Source organism: Vibrio sp. ABH4_348 (genome assembly GCF_056159765.1).
Window position 1 is genome coordinate 639,921 of the sequence record NZ_JBSWVW010000001.1, and the last position, 24,588, is coordinate 664,508.

General features: G+C 45.3%; 23 protein-coding genes. 14 read left to right on the top strand and 9 right to left on the bottom strand.

Annotated elements, in window-relative coordinates:
- Positions 1 to 329 precede the first annotated feature (329 nt).
- Positions 330 to 1,904 carry an N-acetylglucosamine-specific PTS transporter subunit IIBC gene (gene nagE / locus ACXAFJ_RS02975; RefSeq protein ID WP_475321315.1) on the top strand — a complete coding sequence of 525 codons (1,575 nt, stop codon included), beginning with the start codon at positions 330 to 332 and terminating at the stop codon, positions 1,902 to 1,904.
- A 193-nt stretch (positions 1,905 to 2,097) separates the two neighbouring features.
- Positions 2,098 to 3,765 carry a glutamine--tRNA ligase gene (glnS, locus tag ACXAFJ_RS02980; RefSeq protein WP_475321317.1) on the top strand — a complete coding sequence of 556 codons (1,668 nt, stop codon included), beginning with the start codon at positions 2,098 to 2,100 and terminating at the stop codon, positions 3,763 to 3,765.
- An 87-nt stretch (positions 3,766 to 3,852) separates the two neighbouring features.
- Here the strand turns inward: glnS and fur are convergent, their stop codons facing one another.
- The 4 genes from fur to ACXAFJ_RS03000 form a co-directional block, all read right to left on the bottom strand.
- The gene (gene fur, locus ACXAFJ_RS02985) at positions 3,853 to 4,308 is read right to left on the bottom strand and encodes a ferric iron uptake transcriptional regulator (protein WP_475321318.1); all 456 of its coding nucleotides are present in this window, start codon (positions 4,306 to 4,308) and stop codon (positions 3,853 to 3,855) included.
- Positions 4,309 to 4,530: 222 nt separating this feature from the next.
- Complete coding sequence (gene fldA, locus ACXAFJ_RS02990; RefSeq protein WP_475321319.1) at positions 4,531 to 5,064, bottom strand: flavodoxin FldA; 534 nt, start codon at positions 5,062 to 5,064, stop codon at positions 4,531 to 4,533.
- Positions 5,065 to 5,106: 42 nt separating this feature from the next.
- The gene (locus tag ACXAFJ_RS02995; protein ID WP_475321321.1) at positions 5,107 to 5,328 is read right to left on the bottom strand and encodes a DUF2788 domain-containing protein; all 222 of its coding nucleotides are present in this window, start codon (positions 5,326 to 5,328) and stop codon (positions 5,107 to 5,109) included.
- A gap of 86 nt (positions 5,329 to 5,414) precedes the next feature.
- Positions 5,415 to 6,191 (bottom strand): alpha/beta fold hydrolase, encoded by a 777-nt coding sequence (locus tag ACXAFJ_RS03000; protein ID WP_475321322.1) that lies wholly within the window; start codon positions 6,189 to 6,191, stop codon positions 5,415 to 5,417.
- Between the two features lie 92 nt (positions 6,192 to 6,283).
- Here ACXAFJ_RS03000 and seqA point away from each other — a divergent pair, with 92 nt between their 5' ends.
- Positions 6,284 to 6,829, top strand: a complete 546-nt coding sequence (gene seqA / locus ACXAFJ_RS03005) for a replication initiation negative regulator SeqA (RefSeq protein ID WP_475321323.1) — start codon at positions 6,284 to 6,286, stop codon at positions 6,827 to 6,829.
- A gap of 59 nt (positions 6,830 to 6,888) precedes the next feature.
- Entirely contained in the window at positions 6,889 to 8,535 is a 1,647-nt protein-coding gene (pgm, locus tag ACXAFJ_RS03010; RefSeq protein ID WP_475321324.1) for a phosphoglucomutase (alpha-D-glucose-1,6-bisphosphate-dependent), read from the top strand.
- 79 nt (positions 8,536 to 8,614) lie between these two features.
- Here the strand turns inward: pgm and ACXAFJ_RS03015 are convergent, their stop codons facing one another.
- Complete coding sequence (locus tag ACXAFJ_RS03015; protein WP_475321325.1) at positions 8,615 to 9,385, bottom strand: DUF1853 family protein; 771 nt, start codon at positions 9,383 to 9,385, stop codon at positions 8,615 to 8,617.
- A 122-nt stretch (positions 9,386 to 9,507) separates the two neighbouring features.
- On the opposite strand from ACXAFJ_RS03015, the gene ACXAFJ_RS03020 reads away from it, so the two are divergent.
- Positions 9,508 to 10,266 (top strand): Nif3-like dinuclear metal center hexameric protein, encoded by a 759-nt coding sequence (locus ACXAFJ_RS03020; protein WP_475321327.1) that lies wholly within the window; start codon positions 9,508 to 9,510, stop codon positions 10,264 to 10,266.
- An 82-nt stretch (positions 10,267 to 10,348) separates the two neighbouring features.
- Here the strand turns inward: ACXAFJ_RS03020 and ACXAFJ_RS03025 are convergent, their stop codons facing one another.
- Positions 10,349 to 11,638 carry a citrate synthase gene (locus tag ACXAFJ_RS03025; protein WP_475321328.1) on the bottom strand — a complete coding sequence of 430 codons (1,290 nt, stop codon included), beginning with the start codon at positions 11,636 to 11,638 and terminating at the stop codon, positions 10,349 to 10,351.
- Positions 11,639 to 12,034: 396 nt separating this feature from the next.
- On the opposite strand from ACXAFJ_RS03025, the gene sdhC reads away from it, so the two are divergent.
- The 8 genes from sdhC (at position 12,035) to sucD (ending at position 21,639) form a co-directional block, all read left to right on the top strand.
- Positions 12,035 to 12,427, top strand: a complete 393-nt coding sequence (gene sdhC / locus ACXAFJ_RS03030) for a succinate dehydrogenase cytochrome b556 subunit (protein WP_475321329.1) — start codon at positions 12,035 to 12,037, stop codon at positions 12,425 to 12,427.
- Positions 12,421 to 12,765, top strand: a complete 345-nt coding sequence (gene sdhD, locus ACXAFJ_RS03035; protein WP_475321331.1) for a succinate dehydrogenase, hydrophobic membrane anchor protein — start codon at positions 12,421 to 12,423, stop codon at positions 12,763 to 12,765. The genes sdhC and sdhD overlap by 7 nt, the downstream gene beginning before the upstream one ends.
- Positions 12,766 to 14,532, top strand: a complete 1,767-nt coding sequence (gene sdhA, locus ACXAFJ_RS03040) for a succinate dehydrogenase flavoprotein subunit (protein ID WP_475321332.1) — start codon at positions 12,766 to 12,768, stop codon at positions 14,530 to 14,532.
- 15 nt (positions 14,533 to 14,547) lie between these two features.
- On the top strand, positions 14,548 to 15,258 hold the full coding sequence (locus tag ACXAFJ_RS03045) for a succinate dehydrogenase iron-sulfur subunit (protein WP_475321333.1): 711 nt from the start codon (positions 14,548 to 14,550) through the stop codon (positions 15,256 to 15,258).
- Positions 15,259 to 15,357: 99 nt separating this feature from the next.
- Positions 15,358 to 18,177 carry a 2-oxoglutarate dehydrogenase E1 component gene (gene sucA, locus ACXAFJ_RS03050; RefSeq protein WP_475321335.1) on the top strand — a complete coding sequence of 940 codons (2,820 nt, stop codon included), beginning with the start codon at positions 15,358 to 15,360 and terminating at the stop codon, positions 18,175 to 18,177.
- Positions 18,178 to 18,204: 27 nt separating this feature from the next.
- Positions 18,205 to 19,410, top strand: a complete 1,206-nt coding sequence (odhB, locus tag ACXAFJ_RS03055; protein WP_475321337.1) for a 2-oxoglutarate dehydrogenase complex dihydrolipoyllysine-residue succinyltransferase — start codon at positions 18,205 to 18,207, stop codon at positions 19,408 to 19,410.
- 190 nt (positions 19,411 to 19,600) lie between these two features.
- Positions 19,601 to 20,767: an ADP-forming succinate--CoA ligase subunit beta gene (sucC, locus tag ACXAFJ_RS03060; protein ID WP_475321338.1), complete on the top strand. Its 1,167-nt coding sequence runs from the start codon at positions 19,601 to 19,603 to the stop codon at positions 20,765 to 20,767.
- Positions 20,767 to 21,639: a succinate--CoA ligase subunit alpha gene (gene sucD, locus ACXAFJ_RS03065; RefSeq protein ID WP_475321339.1), complete on the top strand. Its 873-nt coding sequence runs from the start codon at positions 20,767 to 20,769 to the stop codon at positions 21,637 to 21,639. Before sucC ends, sucD begins: the two co-directional genes overlap by 1 nt.
- 70 nt (positions 21,640 to 21,709) lie before the next feature.
- Here the strand turns inward: sucD and rnt are convergent, their stop codons facing one another.
- Entirely contained in the window at positions 21,710 to 22,345 is a 636-nt protein-coding gene (gene rnt / locus ACXAFJ_RS03070) for a ribonuclease T (protein ID WP_475321341.1), read from the bottom strand.
- Positions 22,346 to 22,597: 252 nt separating this feature from the next.
- Here rnt and motY point away from each other — a divergent pair, with 252 nt between their 5' ends.
- On the top strand, positions 22,598 to 23,467 hold the full coding sequence (gene motY / locus ACXAFJ_RS03075) for a flagellar protein MotY (protein ID WP_475324046.1): 870 nt from the start codon (positions 22,598 to 22,600) through the stop codon (positions 23,465 to 23,467).
- Positions 23,468 to 23,539: 72 nt separating this feature from the next.
- Here the strand turns inward: motY and ACXAFJ_RS03080 are convergent, their stop codons facing one another.
- Both ACXAFJ_RS03080 and gloA read right to left on the bottom strand, forming a co-directional pair.
- Entirely contained in the window at positions 23,540 to 23,977 is a 438-nt protein-coding gene (locus tag ACXAFJ_RS03080) for a DUF2753 family protein (RefSeq protein WP_475321342.1), read from the bottom strand.
- A 184-nt stretch (positions 23,978 to 24,161) separates the two neighbouring features.
- Positions 24,162 to 24,578, bottom strand: coding sequence for a lactoylglutathione lyase (gene gloA / locus ACXAFJ_RS03085; protein ID WP_475321343.1), 417 nt, complete (start codon positions 24,576 to 24,578; stop codon positions 24,162 to 24,164).
- Between the last annotated feature and the right edge of the window lie 10 nt (positions 24,579 to 24,588).

Sequence of the window (24,588 nt, forward strand, 5' to 3'; positions counted from 1 at the left end):
TTACAAACTGCGGTTGTCAGTAAATCTTATTACTCACTCACCACATCCGGCACAATTCAAGGAGTTACAAGTTTGATTGTTTTGTAGCCATCAATAACTTAACACTACCGTGTTTTGGGACTCGTTCTGATCATTTTTTGTATTGTAAAATAAGTTTTATGATCTGGCTAGCAAATTCCCCGTCACGGCTGGGTTTCTGGTGATTATGATCACAAATGATGAGGTTTTAATTTGCGGGGCAAAATTAATGTCATAAACTGATTTCGACTAAATTGAGCCACTAAAAAAAGTCGCTCAAAAAATAGAAAATCCTATAGGGGGAACTTAAGGTGAATATTCTTGGATATGCGCAAAAATTAGGTAAAGCTTTGATGCTACCTATCGCAACACTACCTGTTGCGGCGCTCTTACTTCGTTTGGGTCAAGGCGACCTTTTGGGTATCGATTTTATGGCGCAAGCTGGTGGCGCTATTTTCGGTAACCTACCACTTCTTTTCGGCCTTGGTATTGCAATTGGTCTTTCTAAAGATGGCGCTGGTGCAGCAGGTCTTGCTGGTGCCGTGGCATACTTTGTACTGACCGCAACAGCAACAACTATTGACTCAGCAATCAACATGTCATTCTTCGGCGGTATCATTGCAGGTATCATCGCAGGTCACTCATACAACGCGTTCCACGCGACTCGTCTTCCTGAATGGTTGGCGTTCTTTGCTGGTAAGCGTTTAGTACCTATTATGGCAGGTTTGTTTGCCCTAGTAGCCGGTGCGGTTTCTGGCTTCGTTTGGCCAACAATCCAAGGCGGCCTAGACACACTAGCACACGCTATTTCTTCTTCTGGTTCAATCGGTGAGTTCGCATACGGCGCACTTAACCGTGCATTGATCCCTGTTGGTCTTCACCACGTTCTTAACTCTTACATCTGGTTCGGTCTAGGTTCATGTCAAGAGATTCTAGTAACTGGTGCTCAAGCTGCAGGTCAAGCTCTTCCAGCTCTACAGCAAGTGTGTGTAGACCCAGAGCTAGCAAAAACTCTTGTTGCTGGTCAGCAGCACACATTTGAGTTTGCTAACGCGGTAACACCAGAAATCACTGCGACTGTAAAAGAAGTAACTGAAAACGTTAAAACTGGTGACCTACACCGCTTCTTCGGCGGCGACAAAGGCGCTGGTGTATTCATGACTGGTTTCTTCCCAGTAATGATGTTCGGTCTACCTGGTGCTGCACTAGCTATGTACCTTGCTGCTCCAGCTGAGAAGCGTGGTCAAGTTGGTGGTGCTCTATTCTCAGTAGCATTCTGTTCTTTCCTAACTGGTATCACAGAGCCTCTAGAATTCTTGTTCGTGTTCCTAGCTCCAGCGCTATACGCACTACACGCAGTTCTAACTGGTCTATCTCTAGTTGTTGCTAACATGTTCGGTACTCTGCACGGCTTCGGCTTCTCTGCAGGTCTAATCGACTTCCTACTAAACTGGGGTCTAGCAACTTCACCAGTAACTCTACTAGTTATCGGTCTTGCGTTCGGTGCGGTTTACTTCTTCGTATTCAGTGCTGCAATCCGCATGTTCGACCTTAAGACTCCTGGTCGTGAAGGTGACGACGAAGAAGTTAGCGCAGCAGCTGGTGATGCGAACAGCGGTGAGCTAGCTCGTCAATACCTTAAAGCGCTAGGTGGTCACGAGAACCTAACTAACATCGACGCGTGTATCACTCGTCTACGTCTAACTCTTAAAGACCGTTCAGTTGCAAACGAAGACGTTCTTAAGAAGCTAGGTGCAAAAGGTGTTGTTAAGCTAGGTGAGAACAACCTACAAGTTATCCTTGGTCCTCTTGCAGAAATCGTAGCTGGCGAAATGAAAGCTATCGGTGCAAACGAAGACCTATCTAGTGTTAAGCTTCCAAGCTAATTAAACACAGATACTAAGCTGAATTGAGGCTCCCAATAGGGAGCCTTTTCTTTTTGTGGCTATCAGAGTACAAAAGTCGTGTTTGCAATGGGGCAAACTCTTGTGTAAACCCTCATAATTGTGGATCATTGACGACATCTGTCGCTGTACTCCAAGTGCAGTGTTTTTGACCAATTTATTAGAGGTGCAATTGATGAGTGAAGCTGAAGCTCGTCCATCAAACTTCATCCGTCAGATCATCGACAAAGATCTTGCGGAAGGTAAGCATGATAGCGTTCATACCCGTTTTCCACCTGAGCCGAATGGCTACCTACACATAGGCCATGCAAAGTCTATATGTCTCAATTTTGGCATTGCTCAGGATTATCAGGGTCAATGCAACTTGCGCTTTGATGACACCAACCCAGAAAAAGAAGACGTCGAATACGTCGAGTCGATCAAGAGTGATGTATCTTGGTTGGGCTTTGAATGGGATGGCGAGATTTGTTACTCATCCAATTATTTCGACCAGTTGTATACTTACGCGGTTGAATTGATTGAGAAAGGTTTGGCGTATGTTGAGGAGCTCTCTCCTGACGAGATCCGTGAGTATCGCGGTACTCTGAAGGCACCGGGTAAGCCGAGTCCTTATCGTGAACGCAGTGTTGAAGAAAACCTAGCTTTGTTCGAAAAAATGCGAGATGGCGGTTTTGAAGAAGGTAAAGCTTGTCTTCGTGCCAAAATTGATATGTCGTCTTCATTTATGGTTCTGCGTGATCCGGTGTTATACCGCGTTCGCTTTGCAGAGCACCATCAGACAGGTGACAAGTGGTGCATTTACCCAATGTACGACTTTACGCACTGTATTTCTGATGCGCTAGAAGGGATTACTCATTCCCTATGTACATTGGAGTTCCAAGACAACCGTCGTCTTTACGACTGGGTGTTAGAGAACATTTCTATTGAGTGTCAGCCAAGACAATACGAGTTTTCTCGATTAAACCTTGAATATACAGTGATGTCTAAGCGCAAGCTTAATCAGCTTGTAGTTGAGAACTTAGTCAATGGTTGGGATGATCCACGAATGCCAACTATCTCTGGTTTGCGCCGTCGCGGCTTTACACCAGCCTCAATTCGCGAATTCTGTAAGCGTATTGGCGTGACAAAACAAGAGAATATGATCGAATTTGGTTCTTTGGAATCTTGTATTCGCGATGATCTTAATGAAAACGCTGCTCGTGCAATGGCAGTGCTAGACCCAGTGAAAATCGTTATCGAAAACTTCCCTGAAGGTGAAGTAGAAACGCTTACTGTTTCCAATCATCCGAACAAACCAGAAATGGGCGAACGCACGGTACCGTTTAGCCGTGAAGTTTGGATTGAGCGTGATGACTTCCGCGAAGAAGCAAACAAGAAGTACAAACGCCTGGTATTGGGGAAAGAAGTCCGTCTACGTGGCGCCTATGTGATTAAAGCTGAGCGCATTGAAAAAGACGACAATGGCGAAATACAGACTATTTACTGTGCGTACGATGCTGAAACATTGGGCAAAAACCCAAGTGATGGTCGTAAAGTTAAAGGTGTAATTCATTGGGTATCAGCAGATAACGCATTGCCAGCTGAAATTCGTTTGTACGACCGCCTGTTTACCGTGGCAAACCCCGCCGCTGCAGATAATTTTGCTGAAACGATTAACCCAGATTCACTCAAAGTCGTACAGGGTTTTGTCGAGCCAAGCTTGAAAAATGCGGCAGCTGAAGTAGGTTACCAGTTCGAGCGTACAGGTTACTTCTGTATCGATTCCAAAGACAGCTCGCCAGAGAAGTTGGTATTTAACCGTACGGTTGGATTACGCGATACATGGGCCAAAATAGAGGGTTAACAAACTCTCTTTTACAACCCTCTCAATGAGTAAACAAAAAGCCAGCAAATTGCTGGCTTTTTTAATAACAAAATCTTTTGAGTTCGCTTACTTTTGAATTTTGCGTTCGCTGGTTGGTTTTGGTGAGCACTTTTCATTATCCACACATACACCGTACAGGTACAAGCTGTGGTTGATGAGCTCTACGTTATTTTCTTGAGCGATTTCTTGTAGGCGGTTAAGAATAATCTCGTCAGTAAATTCGATAACTTCACCACTGTTTAGGCAGACCAAATGGTCGTGGTGATGCTGTGTAGCCAATTCAAAAACGGACTTACCACCTTCAAAGTGGTGACGAGTTACAATACCAGCGTCGTCAAATTGGTTTAGCACTCGGTATACCGTTGCCAGGCCGATTTCTTCACCGAGATCGAGTAATTTCTTATATAGGTCTTCGGCACTGATATGCTGACAACCAGGTTTTTGTAGTACTTCCAAAATCTTTAATCTTGGGAGGGTGACTTTAAGGCCAGCGTCTTTCAACGCTTGATTATTATCTGACATATAATTTCCCGTGGAAAATCGGCAGCGATTTCAATACGTAACTGTACAGCATTATAGGTGACTATACGACAACAATAAACCATGAAGTTCCGGAGGTTACTAGTCGAATGCCCATAAACTAGGTCTAGGTCACTGATGTTGAGAATGAAATTGAAAATCTTTCGAAGCGAAATAAAAAGCCAGCTTTATTAAGCTGGCTTGATTTTGAACGAAGGGGAGTGATTAGTCTTCTAGTTCTGCCAAGCACATCTCTTCATAAACTTGTTTACACCAACCTTTAACACGTTCGTCGGTTAACTCTGGTTGGCGGTCTTCGTCGACACATAAGCCTACAAATGAAGAGTCGTCTCCGTCTACTAGGGCTTTCGACGCTTCAAATTCATAACCATCAGTCGAGGTGTGACCTAAAATTGTGCCACCTTTTGCTTCAACGATATCGCGAATCGTGCCCATGGCATCACAGAAGTATTCTGCGTAGTCTTCCTGGTCACCACAACCAAAAATGGCCACAAGCTTAGTTGAAAAGTCGATTTGCTCGAGTTCTGGGAAAAAGTCGTCCCAATCACATTGAGCTTCTCCGTAATACCAGGTTGGTATACCGAGCAACAATAGGTCGAAATTATCGATGTCTTCTTTTGAGCTTTTGGCGATATCTTGAACGTGAATGAGGTGTTTACCCATTTCTTTCTGGATCTGCTTTGCGATCGCTTCAGTGTTACCCGTATCGCTTCCGAAGAAGATACCTACACTTGACATAGATTTATTACCTTTAACTTGTAATGTAATTTAGAGAAGTAGTTAACCGAGACCAGTACCTTCCCAACTAAACTGGATAATACCTTTTGCAACAAAGCCAGCGCAACCCAGAAACAAAACTAACCAAACGATTCGCTGTCCAAAAGGTGGAACATTACCCGTCTTCAATACGTCTTTAATCGCCATACCTATCAAAAAAAAGATTGATGCAAACAACAAATCCAAGCCAATTGACTCGAGTGTGTTCATGTATTCATAAAGCATAGTTTGTCCTTTGTTGATACACAGGCTAGGCGATGAAAAATTCGACAGCACTATACCATCTGTTGTTTACAAAGTTAATCCCATGATTAAAGTGGATTTTTTTCGATAAACTTACGAATTATACGCAAAACATCGTTCGGCTTTTCGGCGTGTAACCAATGACCTGTATTGGCGATAATGTGGGCTGATGCATTGGGAAATTGGTTCTTAATGTGCGCTTGGTGATCGGCCGTAATGTAATCTGACTCTCCACCTTTTATAAAGAGAGTTGGTGCGATAAAGGCTGGTTGCGGTTGCCAGCCGATAATGTCGGAGTAGTTGGCTACTAAGCTGGCTACGTTGAAGCGCCAATTCATCAAACCATCGCGGTTATAAAGTGATTTACCGAGAAACTGTCTGACGCCGGGCATTTCAATATGCTGTGCCATCACTTCGTTGGCTTCGGCCCTTGATCTGCAAGATGCGGACTGAACGGCTTCCAAACCTGCGATCACATTGTCGTGACGACGAGTTTGATAGTTGACTGGCGCCATATCCATTATCACTAAACTATGAACGAGTTCTGGATGTAAACCAGCTAAACGCATTGCAGCTTTTCCACCCATGGAGTGGCCAATAACCATGGCTTTGGTAATACTCAGCTCTTCAAACAGACGGGCGAGATCTTCGGCCATATCGTCGTAGCTGTGACTATCACTATGAAAAGATTGCCCGTGATTGCGCATGTCGACACTTATGACATCGAACTGTGTGGCCAACTCGCGCGCAAGGACGCCTAAATTGTCTAGACTACCAAACAAACCGTGAATCAATACTAAGGTCGGACCATGTCCTTGCCGTTTATAATTGAGAAGCTGTGACATTTTTGCTTATTCGTGACTGGTTTAACGTAGAGTATCGCAATTGATCTCGCTATAATTCAGCAGAGTTTAAACACAGAGAATATGAAAAGCGAATGAAAACGATCGAGGTAGACGAGGATCTATACCGTTACATTGCCAGCCAAACTCAACATATTGGTGAAAGCGCATCGGATATTTTAAGACGCCTGTTACACGTGGAACAGGTCAAAGCGGATTCGCAACCACTATCTGACGTCCCCGCGAAACCTAACGGTATAGTGGTCGCAAAAGATGCCGTAAAGGACGTTCGACCCGATGCAGTGAAGGCAATGCGTAGCCTGTTAATTTCAGATGAGTTTGCGGCGCACAAAAAAGCCATCGATCGATTTATGCTGGTTCTCTCCACCTTATACAGCTTGGACCCGGACAATTTTGCATCAGCAACTCAAGTAAAAGGGCGCAAACGTGTTTACTTTGCTGACAACGAGCAAACCTTATTAGAAAGTGGCAACACCACAAAGCCCAAATCCATCCCTGATACACCGTTTTGGGTAATCACAAATACCAACACCAGCCGCAAGCGACAAATGGTAGAGCAATTGATGGCACATATGAATTTGCCAGCAGACTTAAATGAAAAAGTCGCCAACGCAATCTAAGTTTTCAATTCAACCTCACGTTAGCGCGTGAGGTTTTTTCTTAAATATAGGACGTTAAAATGGCTATCCACCCTAGAGCTGGGCAAAGAACCCTGCCTGAAGATCTTAATAATATTCCCGCCCTTGTTGCTAATTATTACTTAAACCAACCGGATGTATCACTTGATGAGCAGAAGGTTGCGTTTGGCACTTCTGGGCATCGAGGAACCTCTGAAAAGTTCAGTTTTAATGAACACCATATCAAAGCGATTGCCCAAGCGATTGCTGAGGTCCGTAAATCCAATGGTGTTACCGGCCCATTGTTTTTAGGGAAAGATACCCATGCGCTCTCAGAGCCTGCGTTTGCGACTGTTGTTCAAGTATTAGTAGCGAATGGTGTGACGGTAATAAGCCAGGAAGATTCAGGATTTACCCCAACACCGGGTATCTCGCATGCAATCTTGACTTACAATCTCGTTAACGATGAGTTGGCAGATGGCATTGTTATTACGCCTTCCCATAATCCTCCTCAAGATGGTGGTATCAAGTACAATCCTACTCATGGCGGTCCCGCAGAAGCAGCGCTAACCGATGCGATAGAAGCTCGCGCAAATGAGATCATCGCGGCGAACTTAGTGGATGTAAAATCACTGTCGTTTAGCGATGCAAAAAACAGCGACTTTTTTGTTGAGCGAGAATTAGTTGCACCATATGTACAAGACCTAACGAATGTCATCGATATGGACGCCATTAAACAAGCCAAATTGCGAATCGGTGTCGATCCATTGGGCGGTAGTGGTATCGAGTACTGGCGACAAATTGCTAAGTATTACGAGCTGGATATCACGTTAGTTAATGAAGCCGTTGACCCATCATTCCAGTTTATGTCGCTAGATAAAGATGGTGTGATTCGTATGGATTGCTCTTCACCTTACGCGATGGCCGGATTACTCTCTCTGAAAGACCAATATGATTTGGCATTTGGCAATGACCCTGATTATGACCGCCATGGTATCGTAACTCCGGCGGGTTTGATGAATCCGAACCACTTTTTAGCAGTGTGTATTGACTATCTGTATAGACATCGTCCGCAATGGGCGCAAAAAGTGGCAGTAGGCAAAACTCTGGTCTCTAGCGCGATTATCGATAAGGTGGTCGCTGACTTGGGCCGAGAGCTATGTGAAGTTCCAGTCGGCTTTAAATGGTTTGTTGATGGGCTGTTTAGCGGTGAGATTGGCTTTGGTGGCGAAGAAAGTGCTGGAGCCTCCTTATTGAGAAAAGATGGCACGCCTTGGTCTACCGACAAAGACGGCATCATCTTGTGCTTATTGGCCGCTGAAATTACCGCGGTTACGGGTAAAAACCCTCAAGTGTATTACGATGAGCTGGCGGCAAAACACGGCGCTTCTTTCTACACTCGTATTCAAGCGGTCGCCAATGGTCCTCAAAAATCCGTACTTAAAAAGATGTCACCAGAAATGGTAACCGCTGAGACTCTTGCGGGCGATCCTATTACCGCCAGACTTACCAACGCACCGGGTAATGGGGCTGCAATTGGTGGTCTGAAAGTCACGACGGAATTTGGTTGGTTTGCCGCTCGCCCATCCGGGACAGAAGATATCTACAAGATCTACTGTGAAAGTTTCAAAGGAGAAGAGCATTTGAGACTTATCGAACAAGAAGCGCAAGCGATCGTCAATACGGTTTTTGAGCAGGCTGGCGTGTAAGGTCTCACTAATTACTCGTTTGTATGAAAACTAGAAGGAGCCGTTTGGCTCCTTTTTGTTTATGTAGTGCGCTAACAGCCTATGCTTTGGCGACCTTATGGTCACCTGGCCATGAATCTGGCATCACGAACCAAAATTGTCCATTCTCATCTAAACCGTGTACAAATTTGTCTTTTGCTATGTCCGTAGTTAACGTTAATTGGTCCGAGCCTATCGCCCACTGGTGTTTATGTAAAATTGCTATCGAGAAAGGGTTTTCCAGCCATTGCGAGTGATAACACCAAAAGCCGTTGATTTGAGATTCGTTGATTTGTAACTGACCACAATGTGTTGGAATAGGCTGATTTAAAAATGGATTACTGTACAGCCGGCCCTGAAGTAGTGCTTTATGTTGCCGAACTGGGTATTGGGCATAGTCGCGCAGAAAAACTGGGTGATTTGTCATGTTCAATTGATGCTCAAGCATGTGATTGGACTTGATATCTAATCGGTCTTTCGCATTTGGACCGTACCAAAAATCGTCCAAAAGTAAGTAGAACTTAATGGCCACTTCCCAATGCTCATATTGTTCTGTTTGGCTATCATGCAGCACAAAGTCAATAGCCCCTGCGGTTTTACCGTTGTCGTTAATTTGAATCTCTTCCAGCGCAATTTGGTAGCGGTTAGAGTGAATAAATGCCTCTCGGCATAAGTGCTGATAGACAAATCCTAAACGCTGGTTGCCCTGATAATTGGCTAGTTTTTGACTTTCTTGTTCATGGAGAAAAGATAAGTGAGAAAATCGGTGGTCGTTTTTGATAAGGGATGGTGTAGAGACAACCCATTGATAAAAAGCGCGGTGACTAGACATGGACAGAGTTGGTTTTTGTAGTGTTATCGGTATTCTATACACAAGTGATTTTTTGATATACCGCTAACGCCAAAATCATACTCGATTGATTATTTCGTTAGTACAATAATTAAGGCCGCAATATGCAGAACATTGAGTTGGAAACCATCCTCCATAACAAGCTTTCACCGGAATTATTCAAAGATTACAGTCCCAATGGCATGCAAGTTGAAGGCAAACGTGACATAAAAAAAATTGTTACTGGCGTCACCGCTTCGCAAGCGCTAATTGATTATGCGATCAGTGTAGAAGCAGATGCGCTTTTAGTGCATCACGGTTACTTTTGGAAAGGCGAGCCTGAGCCTATTAGAGGGATGAAAGGCAATCGCATTCGCAGCTTAATCAAACACGATATTAATTTGTATGGCTACCACTTACCGCTGGATGTTCACGCAGAACTCGGCAACAACGCTCAGTTGGCGAATTTACTCGATATTCAGGTCGAAGGTGGCTTAGAGGGGCATCCACAATCTGTCGCTATGTTCGGTAGGTTGCGCAAACCAGTTTCGGGAAAAGAACTTGCCAGTAAAATATCTCAAGTATTGAATCGAGAGCCGTTGCACATTACGCCTGAGCGAGGGGATTCTAAGATTGAAACTATCGGCTGGTGTACTGGTGGTGGTCAAGATTTTATTGAATTAGCTGCAAACCATGGCCTAGATGCATTTCTCTCGGGTGAGGTATCGGAGCGGACAACTTACACGGCAAGAGAGCGCAATATTCACTACTTTGCCGCCGGACATCATGCAACAGAACGCTACGGAGTTAAGGCGTTAGGTGAATGGTTGGCTGCAAACTATGACTTGGATGTTGAGTTTAAGGATATCGACAACCCTGTCTAACACGCTTCAATACATAAAGAGCTCAGATAAAGAAAAAGCGAGGTGATGACCTCGCTTTTCGTTTCATACGCTTTAACGACGTTTATGAGCGGTCGTTAAGTGGTGAAAAATCGCGTTGCGCTTCACCTGTGTATAGCTGGCGTGGACGACCGATTCGATTAGTTGGGTCACTGTGCATTTCGTTCCAGTGAGCAATCCAACCGATAGTACGAGACATCGCAAAGATTACGGTGAACATAGAAACTGGAATACCGATAGCTTTCAAGATGATACCTGAGTAGAAATCGACGTTCGGGTAGAGTTTCTTCTCGACAAAGTACTCATCAGAAAGGGCGATACGCTCAAGCTCCATCGCAACATCAAGAAGTGGATCTTGAATGTTAAGCTCGTCAAGCACTTCATGACACGCTTCGCGCATTACCGTTGCACGTGGATCGTAGTTCTTGTAAACGCGGTGACCAAAGCCCATCAAACGGAATGGGTCTTCTTTGTCTTTCGCGCGTTCAACATACTCAGGAATGTTGTCAACACTACCAATCTCTTCCAACATGCGTAGACATGCTTCGTTAGCACCACCGTGCGCTGGACCCCAAAGAGAAGCGATACCTGCTGCGATACATGCAAATGGGTTCGCACCTGAAGAGCCTGATAGACGTACGGTTGACGTTGAAGCATTTTGCTCGTGGTCTGCGTGCAGAGTGAAGATTTTATCCATTGCACGTGCTACGACCGGGTTCACTTCATAGTCTTCACATGGGTTCGCAAACATCATGTGTAGGAAGTTTTCAGCGTAGCTTAGATCATTACGAGGGTAGATGAATGGCTGACCGATTGAGTACTTGTAACACATAGCGGCAAGCGTTGGCATCTTAGACAGTAGACGGAATGCTGCGATTTCACGGTGCGAGTCATTCGCAATGTCTAGTGAGTCGTGGTAAAACGCCGCAAGTGCGCCAGTTACACCACACATAACCGCCATTGGGTGCGCATCGCGACGGAAGCCGTGGAAGAAGCTTGCGATTTGCTCATGCACCATAGTGTGACGAGTTACTGTTGTTTTAAATTCCTCGTATTGCTCACGAGTAGGGGCTTCACCATATAAAAGGATGTAACACACTTCCAGGTAGTCAGCATTGTTGGCTAGCTGGTCGATTGGGTAACCGCGGTGCAAAAGCACACCTTTGGCGCCATCGATGTAAGTGATTTGAGATTCACAAGATGCAGTGGCAAGAAAACCAGGGTCGAATGTGAAGTAACCATTCGCTCCAAGTTTACGAACATCGATTACTTGAGGACCTAGCGATCCGTCCATAATCGGCAGCTCGATTGGCGCTTGACCTTCAATGTGAAGGGTCGCTTTCTTATCTGCCATAACAATCTCCTTTGTTTATTATTTAATCCTGTCCAGGACGTTTGTGTGCGGATCTTTTACGTTCCTAGCTAAGTAAAGTCAATTTTTCTCCGGCGATGTGTGCACTTGTTTTGATTTTTTGCGTACATAACGTTAAAAATCTGTTCTATGTAGCAAAATTTGTTACATCAATTGTATTAGAATGTTGCCAGCCGTATAGTGGCGCAGTTAATTCTGGCTCAGGCCTTTAAATTCAAGGCTTGAAAGAAATCGCAGGAGTCGATTTTTACAGAATTGTTAACAATACCTTTACAACTAAATAGGCTATAATTAGCGAGAAGTTGTTAAGAAGATGTTAACTTTTGTGGCTTTAAAGCCCAAAATTCATTCATAACTATAAATGCTCAATAGAGCTGAGTGAGCAAGCCCGTGAAAGAAAGAAAGTCAAGACCTGTTAATTTAGATTTACAGACCATGCACTTTCCGATCACTGCTATTGTATCAATCACCCACCGTATCTCGGGGGTGATCACATTTGTCTCGGTCGGAATTTTGCTTTGGTTGTTATCCGTTTCCCTTTCCTCTCCGGAAGGTTTTAAGACGGCCGTTGATATAGTAGACGGCTTTTTAGGAACCTTCGTAATGTGGGGAATACTGACGGCACTGGCATACCATATCGTATTTGGTATTCGTCACCTAATTATGGATATGGGCTACTTCGAAGAGCTCGAGTCGGGCAAAGCCACTGCCAAGATCAGCGTTGTAATCACGGCGGTGTTGTCGGTACTAGCGGGGATAATGGTATGGTAAAAACTATCTCTTCATTTGGTCGCAACGGGGTACATGATTACCTGCTTATCCGTGCGACAGCAATCATTATGACTTTGTACGTGGTGTACTTAGTCAGTTTTTGTGCATTCACAGACATCTCTTATGTGGCTTGGACACAGTTCTTCGCCAGCACCTTTACCAAAGTGTTCACTATGCTTGCTTTGGTTTGTGTGCTGATTCACGCGTGGATCGGTATGTGGCAAGTCTTTACTGATTACATTAAACACAGTGCATTGAGAAGCCTAATGCAACTGGGCGCGATTGCGCTGTTGCTCGCTTATCTTTTCTCTGGTCTGTTTATTCTGTGGGGTGCATAAATGTCAATTCCAGTTCGCGAATTTGATGCCGTAGTAATCGGCGCTGGCGGTGCGGGCATGCGCGCTGCGTTACAAATTTCTGAGCAAGGCCTTAGCTGTGCCTTGCTTTCTAAAGTATTCCCAACTCGCTCTCATACCGTTTCTGCTCAAGGTGGTATCACAGTAGCGTTGGGGAACTCACACAAAGACAACTGGCAGTGGCATATGTATGACACTGTAAAAGGTTCAGATTACATCGGTGACCAAAACGCCATCGAATACATGTGTAAAACTGGACCGCAGTCAGTTATCGAACTTGAAAAAATGGGCTTGCCGTTTTCTCGTTTTGAAAACGGTACGATCTACCAGCGCCCATTTGGTGGTCAGTCAAAAGAGTTTGGTGGTGAGCAGGCTGCGCGTACTGCGGCGGCGGCTGACCGTACCGGTCACGCTTTGCTGCACACTCTTTATCAACAAAATATCAAGCACAAAACGACCATCTTCTCGGAGTGGTATGCGTTGGACTTGGTGAAAAACCAGGACGGCGCAATCCTAGGTTGTACTGCTATCAGCATGGAATCTGGTGAGATTTGTTACTTCAAGTCGAAAGCAACCGTTCTAGCAACTGGTGGTGCAGGCCGTATTTACGCGTCGACTACTAACGCACACATTAATACCGGTGACGGCGTGGGCATGGCACTTCGTGCTGGTGTTCCAATGCAAGATATGGAGATGTGGCAGTTCCACCCAACTGGCATTGCCGGGGCTGGTGTTCTTGTAACCGAAGGTTGTCGTGGTGAAGGTGGCTATCTGCTCAATAAAGATGGTGAGCGCTTCATGGAACGTTACGCTCCAAACGCCAAAGACCTTGCAGGGCGTGACGTTGTTGCTCGTTCAATGATGATCGAAATTCGCGAAGGACGTGGTTGTGACGGCCCATGGGGTCCGCATATCAAGCTTAAGATGGATCACTTGGGTAAGGACGTTCTTGAATCACGTCTACCAGGTATCTGTGAGCTATCACGCACCTTCGCACACGTTGACCCAGTTAAAGAGCCAATTCCAGTTATCCCAACCTGTCACTACATGATGGGTGGTGTACCAACTCAAGTTTCAGGTCAGGCTCTTAAACAAGATGCCTCTGGAGCAGATGTTGAAGTACAAGGTCTGTTTGCATGTGGTGAAATCGCATCTGTATCGGTTCACGGTGCAAACCGTTTGGGCGGCAATTCGCTACTAGACTTGGTGGTATTTGGTCGCGCGACAGGTCTTCACTTGGGTGAAACTCTTGAAGCGCAAGCTGAAGCTCGCCCTGCAACTGAATCAGATATTGAAGCTTCTCTGGCACGTACCATGCGCTGGGAAAACAGCACTTCTGGTGAAGACCCAGCACAGATTCGTAAAGACCTACAAACTTGCATGCAAAACAGCTTCTCGGTATTCCGTGAGGGTGATGCAATGGCAACGGGTCTGGATGAGCTAAAAGTTATTCGTGAGCGCCTAAAAGAAGCACATCTTTCAGACAAGTCACAAGAGTTCAACACTCAGCGAATTGAGTGTTTGGAACTAGACAATCTAATGGAAACGGCGTTCTCAACTGCAGTAGCGGCAAACTACCGTACCGAGAGCCGTGGCGCACACGCTCGATTTGACTACCCAGAGCGTGATGACGAAAACTGGTTGTGTCACTCTATCTACAACCCGGAAAACGAAGCGATGACCAAGCGTGATGTCAATATGACTCCAGTTCATCGTGAAGCTTTCCCGCCGAAAGCACGTACATACTAAAGGGAGGACATAAACATGAAACTTAACTTCTCTTTGTACCGCTACAATCCGGATGTAGACAAAAAGCCTTACATGAAAGACTACACACTTGAGGTAGAAGAAGGCTCTGACATGATGGTGCTAGACGCACTAATTCTATTGAAAGAGCAAGATCCTTCAATCTCTTTCCGTCGCTCTTGTCGCGAAGGGGTATGTGGTTCTGATGGCTTGAATATGAACGGTAAAAATGGTTTGGCCTGTATTACGCCTTTGTCAGCGCTAAAAGGTGACAAATTGGTAATTCGCCCATTACCAGGTTTGCCCGTCATTCGCGATCTGATCGTTGACATGACGCAGTTCTACGATAACTACGCCAAAGTAAAACCTTACTTGATTTCTGATGGTGATTTACCGCCAGCGCGTGAGAATCTTCAAGCACCAGATGACCGCGCTCATTTGGACGGTTTGTACGAATGTATCATGTGTGCATGTTGTACAACTTCTTGTCCGAGTTTCTGGTGGAATCCAGATAAATTCATCGGCCCTGCGGGTCTACTTGCCGCTTACCGTTGGCTAATTGATAGCCGCGATACTGCGACGGATGAACGTTTGTCTGATCTTGATGATGCATTTAGCGTTTTTCGTTGCCACGGCATCATGAATTGTGTAAGTGTTTGTCCTAAGGGACTGAACCCGACGAAAGCTATCGGACACATCAAGTCGATGTTAGTGAATCGCTCGGTTTAATAGTTATAAAATTGCGCCTGGCTGTTTTGGTTAGGCGCCTTAAAAACAAGCTCGGCTTAGACCGATGCAAAACGTGAAATCTACTGGTAAAGGGAATATATGCACAACGGCGTGATGAAGGCATGGCTCGAGTCTTCACACTTGGCTGGCGCCAATGCAACGTATGTAGAGGAACTCTACGAACTGTATCTAAGCGACCCCGATCTGGTAAGTGAGGAGTGGACACGTGTATTTGATGAGTTGCCTAAGCACTCAGAAGAAGTGGCAGACCAGCCACATTCACGCGTTCGCGAATACTTCCGACGACTCGCCCAAGAAACTAAGCATTACAACGTCCAAGTTAGTGATCCTGATGTCAATGCAAAACAGGTAAAAGTACTACAACTTATCAATGCTTACCGCTTTCGTGGTCACGAAGCGGCCAACCTAGACCCACTTGGTTTATGGGACCGTCCAGCCGTTGCTGAACTAGACCCATCTTTCCATACTCTTACCCAAGACGATCTTGATGAAACTTTCAATGTAGGTTCTTTTGCCATTGGCAAAGACACAATGACATTGAAAGAACTGCATTCATCATTGAAAAAGATTTATTGTGGTTCGGTAGGTGCAGAGTACATGCATATTACCGACACAGAGCAAAAACGTTGGATTCAACAACGTTTGGAATCCGTTGTTGGTCAACCTAAATTCTCGAAAGAAGAAAAACAAACCTTCTTAGGTGAGTTAACTGCTGCTGAAGGGCTAGAGCGTTATCTTGGCGCTAAGTTCCCGGGAGCAAAACGCTTCTCACTTGAAGGTGGTGACGCTCTAATCCCAATGACCAAAGAACTGATTCGTCATGCTGGTGCAAACGGTATGCGTGAAGTCGTTGTTGGTATGGCGCACCGCGGCCGCTTGAACATGCTAGTCAATGTTCTTGGTAAAAAGCCGCAAGACCTATTTGATGAATTTGCGGGCAAACACGATGAAACATGGGGCTCTGGTGACGTTAAATACCACCAAGGTTTCTCTGCTGACTTCGCGACCCCAGGTGGTGATGTTCACTTAGCACTCGCGTTTAACCCGTCTCACCTAGAAATTGTAAACCCTGTGGTCATGGGATCGGTACGTGCTCGTCAAGATCGCCTAGGCGATAGTGAAGGCAGCTCAGTACTTCCTATTACAATTCACGGCGACTCTGCGATTGCAGGCCAAGGTGTAGTGCAAGAAACATTTAACATGTCTCAAGCGCGTGGCTTCTACGTTGGCGGTACGATTCGAATTGTTGTCAACAACCAAGTTGGTTTCACTACCTCGAACCCACGTGATACGCGTTCAACCATGTACTGTACTGATATCGCTAAGATGGTACAGGCTCCGATCTTCCACGTGAACGCAGATGACCCTGAAGCTGTAGCGTTTGTTACTCGCATCGCACTAGATTTCCGTAATGAATTTAAGCGTGATGTTGTGATTGACTTGGTTTGTTACCGTCGTCATGGTCACAATGAAGCGGATGAGCCAAATGCAACTCAGCCGTTGATGTATCAAAAAATCAAGAAGCATCCAACGCCTCGTAAATTGTACGCAGACGTACTAATCGAGCGCGGTGAGTGTGACATTGAAACTGCGACATCAGCGATCAACGAGTACCGTGATGCACTCGACCACGGCGAAGTCGTGGTAAAAGAATGGCGTCCGATGGCGTTGCATTCAGTAGATTGGTCTCCATACCTTGGTCATGATTGGAACATCGACTGGCAATCTCAGTTTGACAAGCAACGCTTGGTTGAATTGGGTAGCAAGCTATGTGAGTACCCAGACAGCCACAAACTGCAAAGCCGTGTAAACAAGCTTTATAACGATCGCCGAGCGATGGTTTCAGGTGAAAAGGCGATTGATTGGGGTATGGCAGAATCACTGGCATACGCAACAATCGTTGATGATGGCAAACGTATTCGTATTACTGGTCAGGACTCAGGTCGTGGTACCTTCTTCCACCGCCACTCAGTACTGCATAACCAGAGTGATGCAAGTACCTACGTACCGCTATCAAGTATCCACGACAAACAAGGCCCGTTTGAAGTCTTTGACTCAGTATTGTCAGAAGAAGCGGTATTGGCATTTGAATATGGCTACGCAACAGCTGAGCCGGGCGGTTTGACTATGTGGGAAGCGCAGTTTGGTGACTTCGCCAACGGTGCCCAAGTCGTAATTGACCAGTTCATATCTTCTGGTGAACAGAAGTGGGGACGTTTATGTGGTCTATCAATGTTCTTGCCTCACGGCTATGAAGGACAGGGACCAGAGCACTCATCTGCACGTCTAGAGCGCTTTATGCAGTTATGTGCCGACCAGAATATGCAAGTAGTTGTTCCATCAACACCTGCGCAGGTTTACCACATGATTCGCCGTCAGGTTGTGCGTCCAATGCGTCGCCCTCTGATTGTCATGTCGCCGAAGTCATTGCTTCGTCATCCACTTTGTACCTCTACATTGGATGATTTGGCAGACGGCACTTTCCTACCTGCAATCCCAGAGATTGATGAACTGAACCCTGCAGATGTAAAACGCGTCGTGTTCTGTTCAGGTAAGGTGTACTACGACTTGCTAGAGCAGCGTCGTAACAATGAGCAAAAAGATGTTGCCATTGTTCGTATTGAGCAGCTGTACCCGTTCCCAATCGACGAAGTACAGGCTGCGATCAGTGAGTACAAGAACGTTGAAGATTATGTTTGGTGTCAAGAAGAGCCTCAAAACCAAGGCGCTTGGTACAGTAGCCAACATAACTTCCGCGCCGCTATTCCAGCGGGAGCCGATTTGAAATATGCGGGTCGTCCAGCGTCTGCGTCGCCAGCTGTTGGTTACATGTCCGTACACTTGAAACAGCAGAAGGCGTTAATTGAAGACGCACTTACCCTAGGTCAAAAAGACTAAGAACTAGAAGATAAGGAAGATAGAAAGATGACAATTGAAATTCTGGTTCCAGACTTACCTGAATCAGTTGCAGACGCAACCGTAGCGACTTGGCACAAAAAGCCAGGTGAAGCTATCGCTCGCGATGAAGTCATTGTTGATATTGAAACTGATAAAGTGGTTTTGGAAGTTCCAGCTCCTGAAGCCGGTGTTTTGGAAGCCATTGTTGAAGAAGAAGGTGCAACAGTACTTTCTAAACAACTACTAGCGCGCCTTAAGCCAGGTGCGGTAGCTGGTGAACCAACTGCTGACACAACGACAGAAGCGGAAGCGTCTCCAGATAAGCGCCACAAAGCAAGCTTAACGGAAGAAAGCAACGATGCGCTGAGCCCAGCGGTGCGTCGCCTACTGGCTGAACATAATCTACAGCCAAGCGACATCAAAGGTTCTGGTGTTGGTGGTCGCATTACTCGTGAAGACGTTGAAGCGCATCTTGCGAATGCAAAATCTGGTAACGCTGAAGCGGCACCTGCTGTTGAAGCGCCAGCGGCAGCTCGTACTCAGAAACGCGTACCTATGACACGTCTTCGCAAGACAGTGGCTAACCGTCTGCTTGAAGCGAAAAACAGCACTGCAATGTTGACGACGTTCAACGAAGTGAACATGAAACCTATCATGGATCTTCGCAAGCAGTACAAAGATCAGTTCGAGAAACGTCACGATACCCGTTTAGGTTTCATGTCTTTCTATGTGAAAGCGGTAACTGAAGCACTTAAGCGCTACCCAGAAGTTAATGCGTCTATCGACGGCGATGATATCGTGTACCACAACTACTTCGATATCAGCATGGCTGTTTCAACGCCACGTGGTCTTGTTACTCCAGTTTTGAAGGACTGTGACACACTAGGCTTCGCTGACATCGAAAAAGGCATTAAAGAGCTCGCCATTAAAGGCCGCGACGGAAAACTTACCGTTGATGAGCTAATGGGCGGTAACTTCACCATCACTAACGGTGGTGTGTTTGGTTCGTTGATGTCGACACCTATTATCAACCCACCACAATCTGCCATTCTTGGTATGCACAAAATCCAAGAGCGCCCAATGGCGGTAGATGGTAAAGTTGAAATTCTACCTATGATGTACCTTGCGCTTTCTTACGATCACCGTCTAATCGATGGCCGTGAGTCAGTAGGATTCTTGGTAACCATCAAAGAACTTCTAGAAGATCCAGCACGTTTGTTGCTTGATGTATAAGAAGTTTTAGCTAGGCTTTAAAGCCTGCAATTACAAGGCTGAGTCGGCTCAACGGCTCAGCCTTCATTTGAATCGAGATATGTCCAACGTATCTTTGATTGAATTGAGAAGCACCCTACGTACGTATGACAGACAGTGTTAGTCATATGGAATAATAAAATCCCAAGGGATAACTGAACGGAATAACACAATGAATTTGCATGAATATCAAGCCAAACAGCTGTTTGCAGAATTCGGTTTGCCTGTACCAGAAGGCTACGCTTGTGATACCCCACAAGAAGCTTTCGAAGCAGCTGGTCGCATTAGCACAGAAAAGAAAGTAGTGAAGTGTCAGGTTCACGCTGGTGGTCGCGGTAAAGCGGGCGGCGTTGAGCTACACGACACGAAAGATGGTGTTAAAGAGTTTGCACAAAAGTGGCTAGGTAAAAACCTAGTAACTTATCAAACAGATGCTAATGGCCAGCCAGTAACAAAAATCTTGGTTGAAGAAGCATCTAACATTGCAAATGAGTTGTACCTTGGTGCGGTTGTAGACCGTGCGACACGCAAAATCGTTTTCATGGCATCAACTGAAGGTGGTGTGGAAATTGAGAAGGTTGCTGAAGAAACGCCTGAGTTGATTCACAAAGCGATCGTAGACCCTTTGGTAGGCCCTCAAGCATACCAAGGCCGTGAGCTAGCATTCAAACTAGGCTTGGCTGGTGACCAAATCAAGCAATTTACCAAAATCTTCCTGGGTCTTGGTAATATGTTCAGCCAGTACGATTTTGCACTTCTAGAAATCAACCCACTTGTGATCACTGCAGAAGGTAATCTGTTGTGTCTTGATGGCAAAATCAACATTGATTCAAATGCACTTTACCGTCAGCCAAAAATCCGCGAACTGCACGATCCTTCACAAGAAGACGAGCGCGAAGCGCACGCTGCACAGTGGGAGCTTAACTACGTTGCACTAGACGGAAACGTTGGCTGTATGGTTAACGGTGCTGGCCTTGCAATGGGTACGATGGACATCGTAAACCTTCACGGCGGCAAACCAGCGAATTTCCTAGATGTAGGTGGCGGCGCGACTAAAGAGCGTGTTGCTGAAGCATTCAAGATCATCCTATCTGATGACAACGTTAAAGCGGTTCTAGTTAATATCTTCGGTGGTATCGTACGTTGTGACATGATTGCTGAAGGCATTATTGGCGCAGTTAAAGAAGTAGGTGTTAACGTACCAGTAGTTGTACGTTTGGAAGGTACCAACGCTGACCTAGGTCGCGAAGTACTTGCTAATTCTGATGTTGATATCATTGCAGCTGAGTCACTAACTGACGCAGCTCAGAAAGTAGTTGCTGCTGCGGAGGGCAAATAATGTCTGTACTAATTAATAAAGACACGAAAGTAATCTGTCAGGGTTTCACTGGTGGTCAAGGTACTTTCCACTCTGAGCAAGCGATCGCTTACGGTACGCAAATGGTAGGTGGTGTTTCTCCAGGTAAAGGTGGTCAAGAGCACTTAGGTCTTCCAGTATTTAATACCGTTCGTGAAGCAGTAGAAGCGACTGGCGCAACAGCGACAGTAATTTACGTTCCTGCACCTTTCTGTAAAGATGCAATCCTAGAAGCGATTGACGCGGGTATCGAACTTATCGTGACTATCACGGAAGGTATCCCAACAACAGATATGATCGATGTTAAAGTGAAGCTAGAAGAAACTGGTGCACGTATGATCGGTCCTAACTGTCCAGGTCTTATCACTCCAGATGAGTGTAAGATCGGTATCATGCCTGGTCACATCCATAAGAAAGGTAAAGTAGGCATCGTTTCTCGTTCAGGTACGCTAACTTACGAAGCAGTTAAGCAAACTACTGACGAAGGCTTTGGTCAGTCTACTTGTGTTGGTATTGGTGGTGACCCAATCCCAGGTTCAAACTTCATTGATATCTTGAAATTGTTCCAAGAAGATCCAGAAACTGAAGCTATCGTTATGATCGGTGAGATCGGCGGTACAGCAGAAGAAGAAGCAGCGGCATTCATCAAAGAAAACGTGACTAAGCCAGTTGTTTCTTACATCGCTGGTGTAACTGCTCCTCCAGGTAAGCGTATGGGTCATGCTGGTGCAATCATCTCTGGTGGTAAAGGTACAGCTGAAGATAAGTTTGCTGCTCTTGAAGCCGCAGGCGTTAAGACCGTTAAGTCTCTTGCAGATATCGGCAAGGGTCTACGTGAAGTAACAGGCTGGTAATCCCCCCTAGTTACTAGACGAAACCAAAAAAAGCCTGACTAATGTCAGGCTTTTTTTGTTTGAATAAAACTTAATCTTCTGGCGACAATGGCCAACCGCCCAGTTCACGCCACTTGTTAACGATGCCACAAAACAGCTCTGCGGTTTTTTGTGTATCGTATAAGGCTGAATGAGCTTCTTTGTTGTCAAAGTCCATTCCCGCCGTTTTACATGCTTTGGCCAGCACCGTTTGTCCGTAGGCAAGCCCGCTTAATGTTGCCGTATCAAAGGTAGCAAAAGGGTGGAAGGGTACACGTTTCAATTTGCTTCGCTCACTAGCTCTCATCACAAAGTTATGATCGAAAGTGGCATTGTGAGCAACCATGATCGCTCGATTGCAGTCATGGGCTTTTTGTTCTTTTCGTATGACTTTATATATTTCTTTTAATGCTTCTGATTCCGGTACAGCGCCACGCAATGGACTGAAAGGATCGCGAATTCCATTAAAATCCAGAGCTTCTTGTTCGAGGTTGGCACCCTCAAATGGTTCAACATTAAAATGAAGGGTAGTAGCAGGCTTGAGAGCGCCAGATTCGTCCATGGTTAATGTAACGGCACAAATCTCCAGTAGTGCATCGGTGTTGGCGTTAAATCCCGCGGTTTCGACGTCAACGACGACCGGAAAATAGCCTCGAAAACGATCTTTTAGTTGGTTTTGAGAAGTCATAATTGTTAATTTGGGAATGTCTGGCTCGATTATCGCAAAACTATGTCTAGAAAGACAATCTAGTGAGTAGCTCAAGGTTTATTGACCGCCGCAAATTTGCAACTGCGGATTTTAGACAATTGCTTCAAAAGTTGGCGAGAACTTTGCTTTAATAGTATTGCCCAAGTTGGATGAGTACTGGGGTAAACACAACTTCTCATTTAACTGATTGATTTTATGGAGTATTAGGTGAACACTAATTTAAAGAAGTCTATGAAATGGTTGATGGTGGCTTTGATTGGCCTAACCACAACTCATGCTCAGGCTTTGGAACGGCGCTATGTTGCCGCCCCGCAGCAATCGGTTTGGGAAATGGCATCAAGTACACCGTTGGAATGTCGATTGGTACATCCGATTCCTAATTATGGTAAAGCTGAGTTTTCTGCCGTCGCCAGTAAAAAAATCAATCTCGATTTTGAACTGAAAATGCTGCGCCCAATGGGACAGACTCGTGAAGTGTCGGTTGTCTCTATGCCACCGGTTTGGCATCCGGGTGATTCTGCTTCTCGTATGGCTCAGTTAGATTTCTATCAGCAGTTTGATGGCTATGTTGGCGGTCAGACGGCATGGACGTTACTAACGGAACTTGAAAAGGGACGCTTTCCAACGTTTAGCTACAACGAATGGCGCGGTAACGATCAACGTATAGAAGTGGCATTGTCCTCAGTGCTATTTCAAGATTCCTATAACGAATTCAGCGCGTGTATTGCTGGTTTGTTACCGTATAGTTTTGAAGATATAGCGTTCACTATACTGCATTACGACCGTTCAAGCGTCGAATTAAACAAAGCTTCACGTAAGCGTTTGGCACAAATTGCAGAATACATTAAACACAACCAAGATATTGATCTGGTTCTGGTCTCAACTTATACCGATTCGGTAGACAGTAAAGCCGTCAGTCAAAACCTATCGGAACTGCGCGCCGAATCGCTTAGAGAATATTTCAAATCGCTCGGATTATCTGAAGATAGGATTCAGGTACAAGGCTACGGTAAACGCCGTCCGATTGCAGACAATGCTTCGCCAATTGGAAAAGACAAAAACCGTCGTGTAGTGATTTCACTGGGACGTATACAGGTTTAGCTTTTACAGAAACCACAAAAGACAAAACCAGCCACTAGGCTGGTTTTTCAATTTCTATACAACTAAAAATGGCTAGTTGAGTTTGAACTTGGCAATCATATTACAGTTAGTTGCACTATCAATATCTTTAACCATTTGTGCAATCTTAGGATTAGGGTGGCGTTTCATAAACTCTATCAAGGCTTTCTTACAACATCCCAAAGAGTCAACGAATGCACTGCAACTTGTATTTGGACATTGAGGAACCAGAGTTAAAAACTTTTCAGAAGCCAGCTGCAAATATTTAAGCTCATAAGAAGTATCGCCAACGGAACGCCAGAACGACGCTAGGTTATGACAAGATACCACCGAAATCATTAGACGGTCTTCGACATCAATAGAATCTGAGTCGCTTATTTCATCGCTCAACGTCAACGCTTTTTGATAATGGATGATTGAACGAGCGTGATCTGCTTCTTGAAGCGCCTGATCAGCTAGCAGAGTTTGCTGTTCCCAATCAGTAATAGTCATTTAAAACACTCCAGCCAAAATAGTAACGAGAGATTAAATGATAATGATTAGCATGTAAAGAAAGTTGTGGATAATTGCAAGAAAAGTTGAAGAAATGAGAGCATCTTAGAAGGAAATGATAAGGGCAGTGAAACACTACCCTAGGATACAAAACACTAGTCTCACTAATCTAACCAGCGAGATGTTATCCGTTTAGACCAGCAGAAGCTTGTTTATTCTGAATCAACTCTAGCATGTAGCCGTCAGGATCTTTTACGAAGGCGATATGAGTGGTGCCGCCTTTCACAGGGCCAGGCTCGCGTGTCACATTACCACCTGCAGCTTTGATGGCATCACAGGTTGAGTAGATATCTTCAACACCAATCGCGACATGGCCAAATGCATTGCCCATATCGTACTCTGTGGTGCCCCAGTTGTAAGTAAGCTCGATTACAGCACCTTCAGACTCATCACCATAACCTAAAAACGCTAATGTGTACTCGTATTGCTCGTTCTTGTTAGTGCGCAACAACTTCATGCCCATTACGTTTGTGTAAAACTCGATAGATTTGTCGAGATCACCGACGCGAAGCATGGTATGTAAAATACGTCCTTTAGACATAGTTAACTCC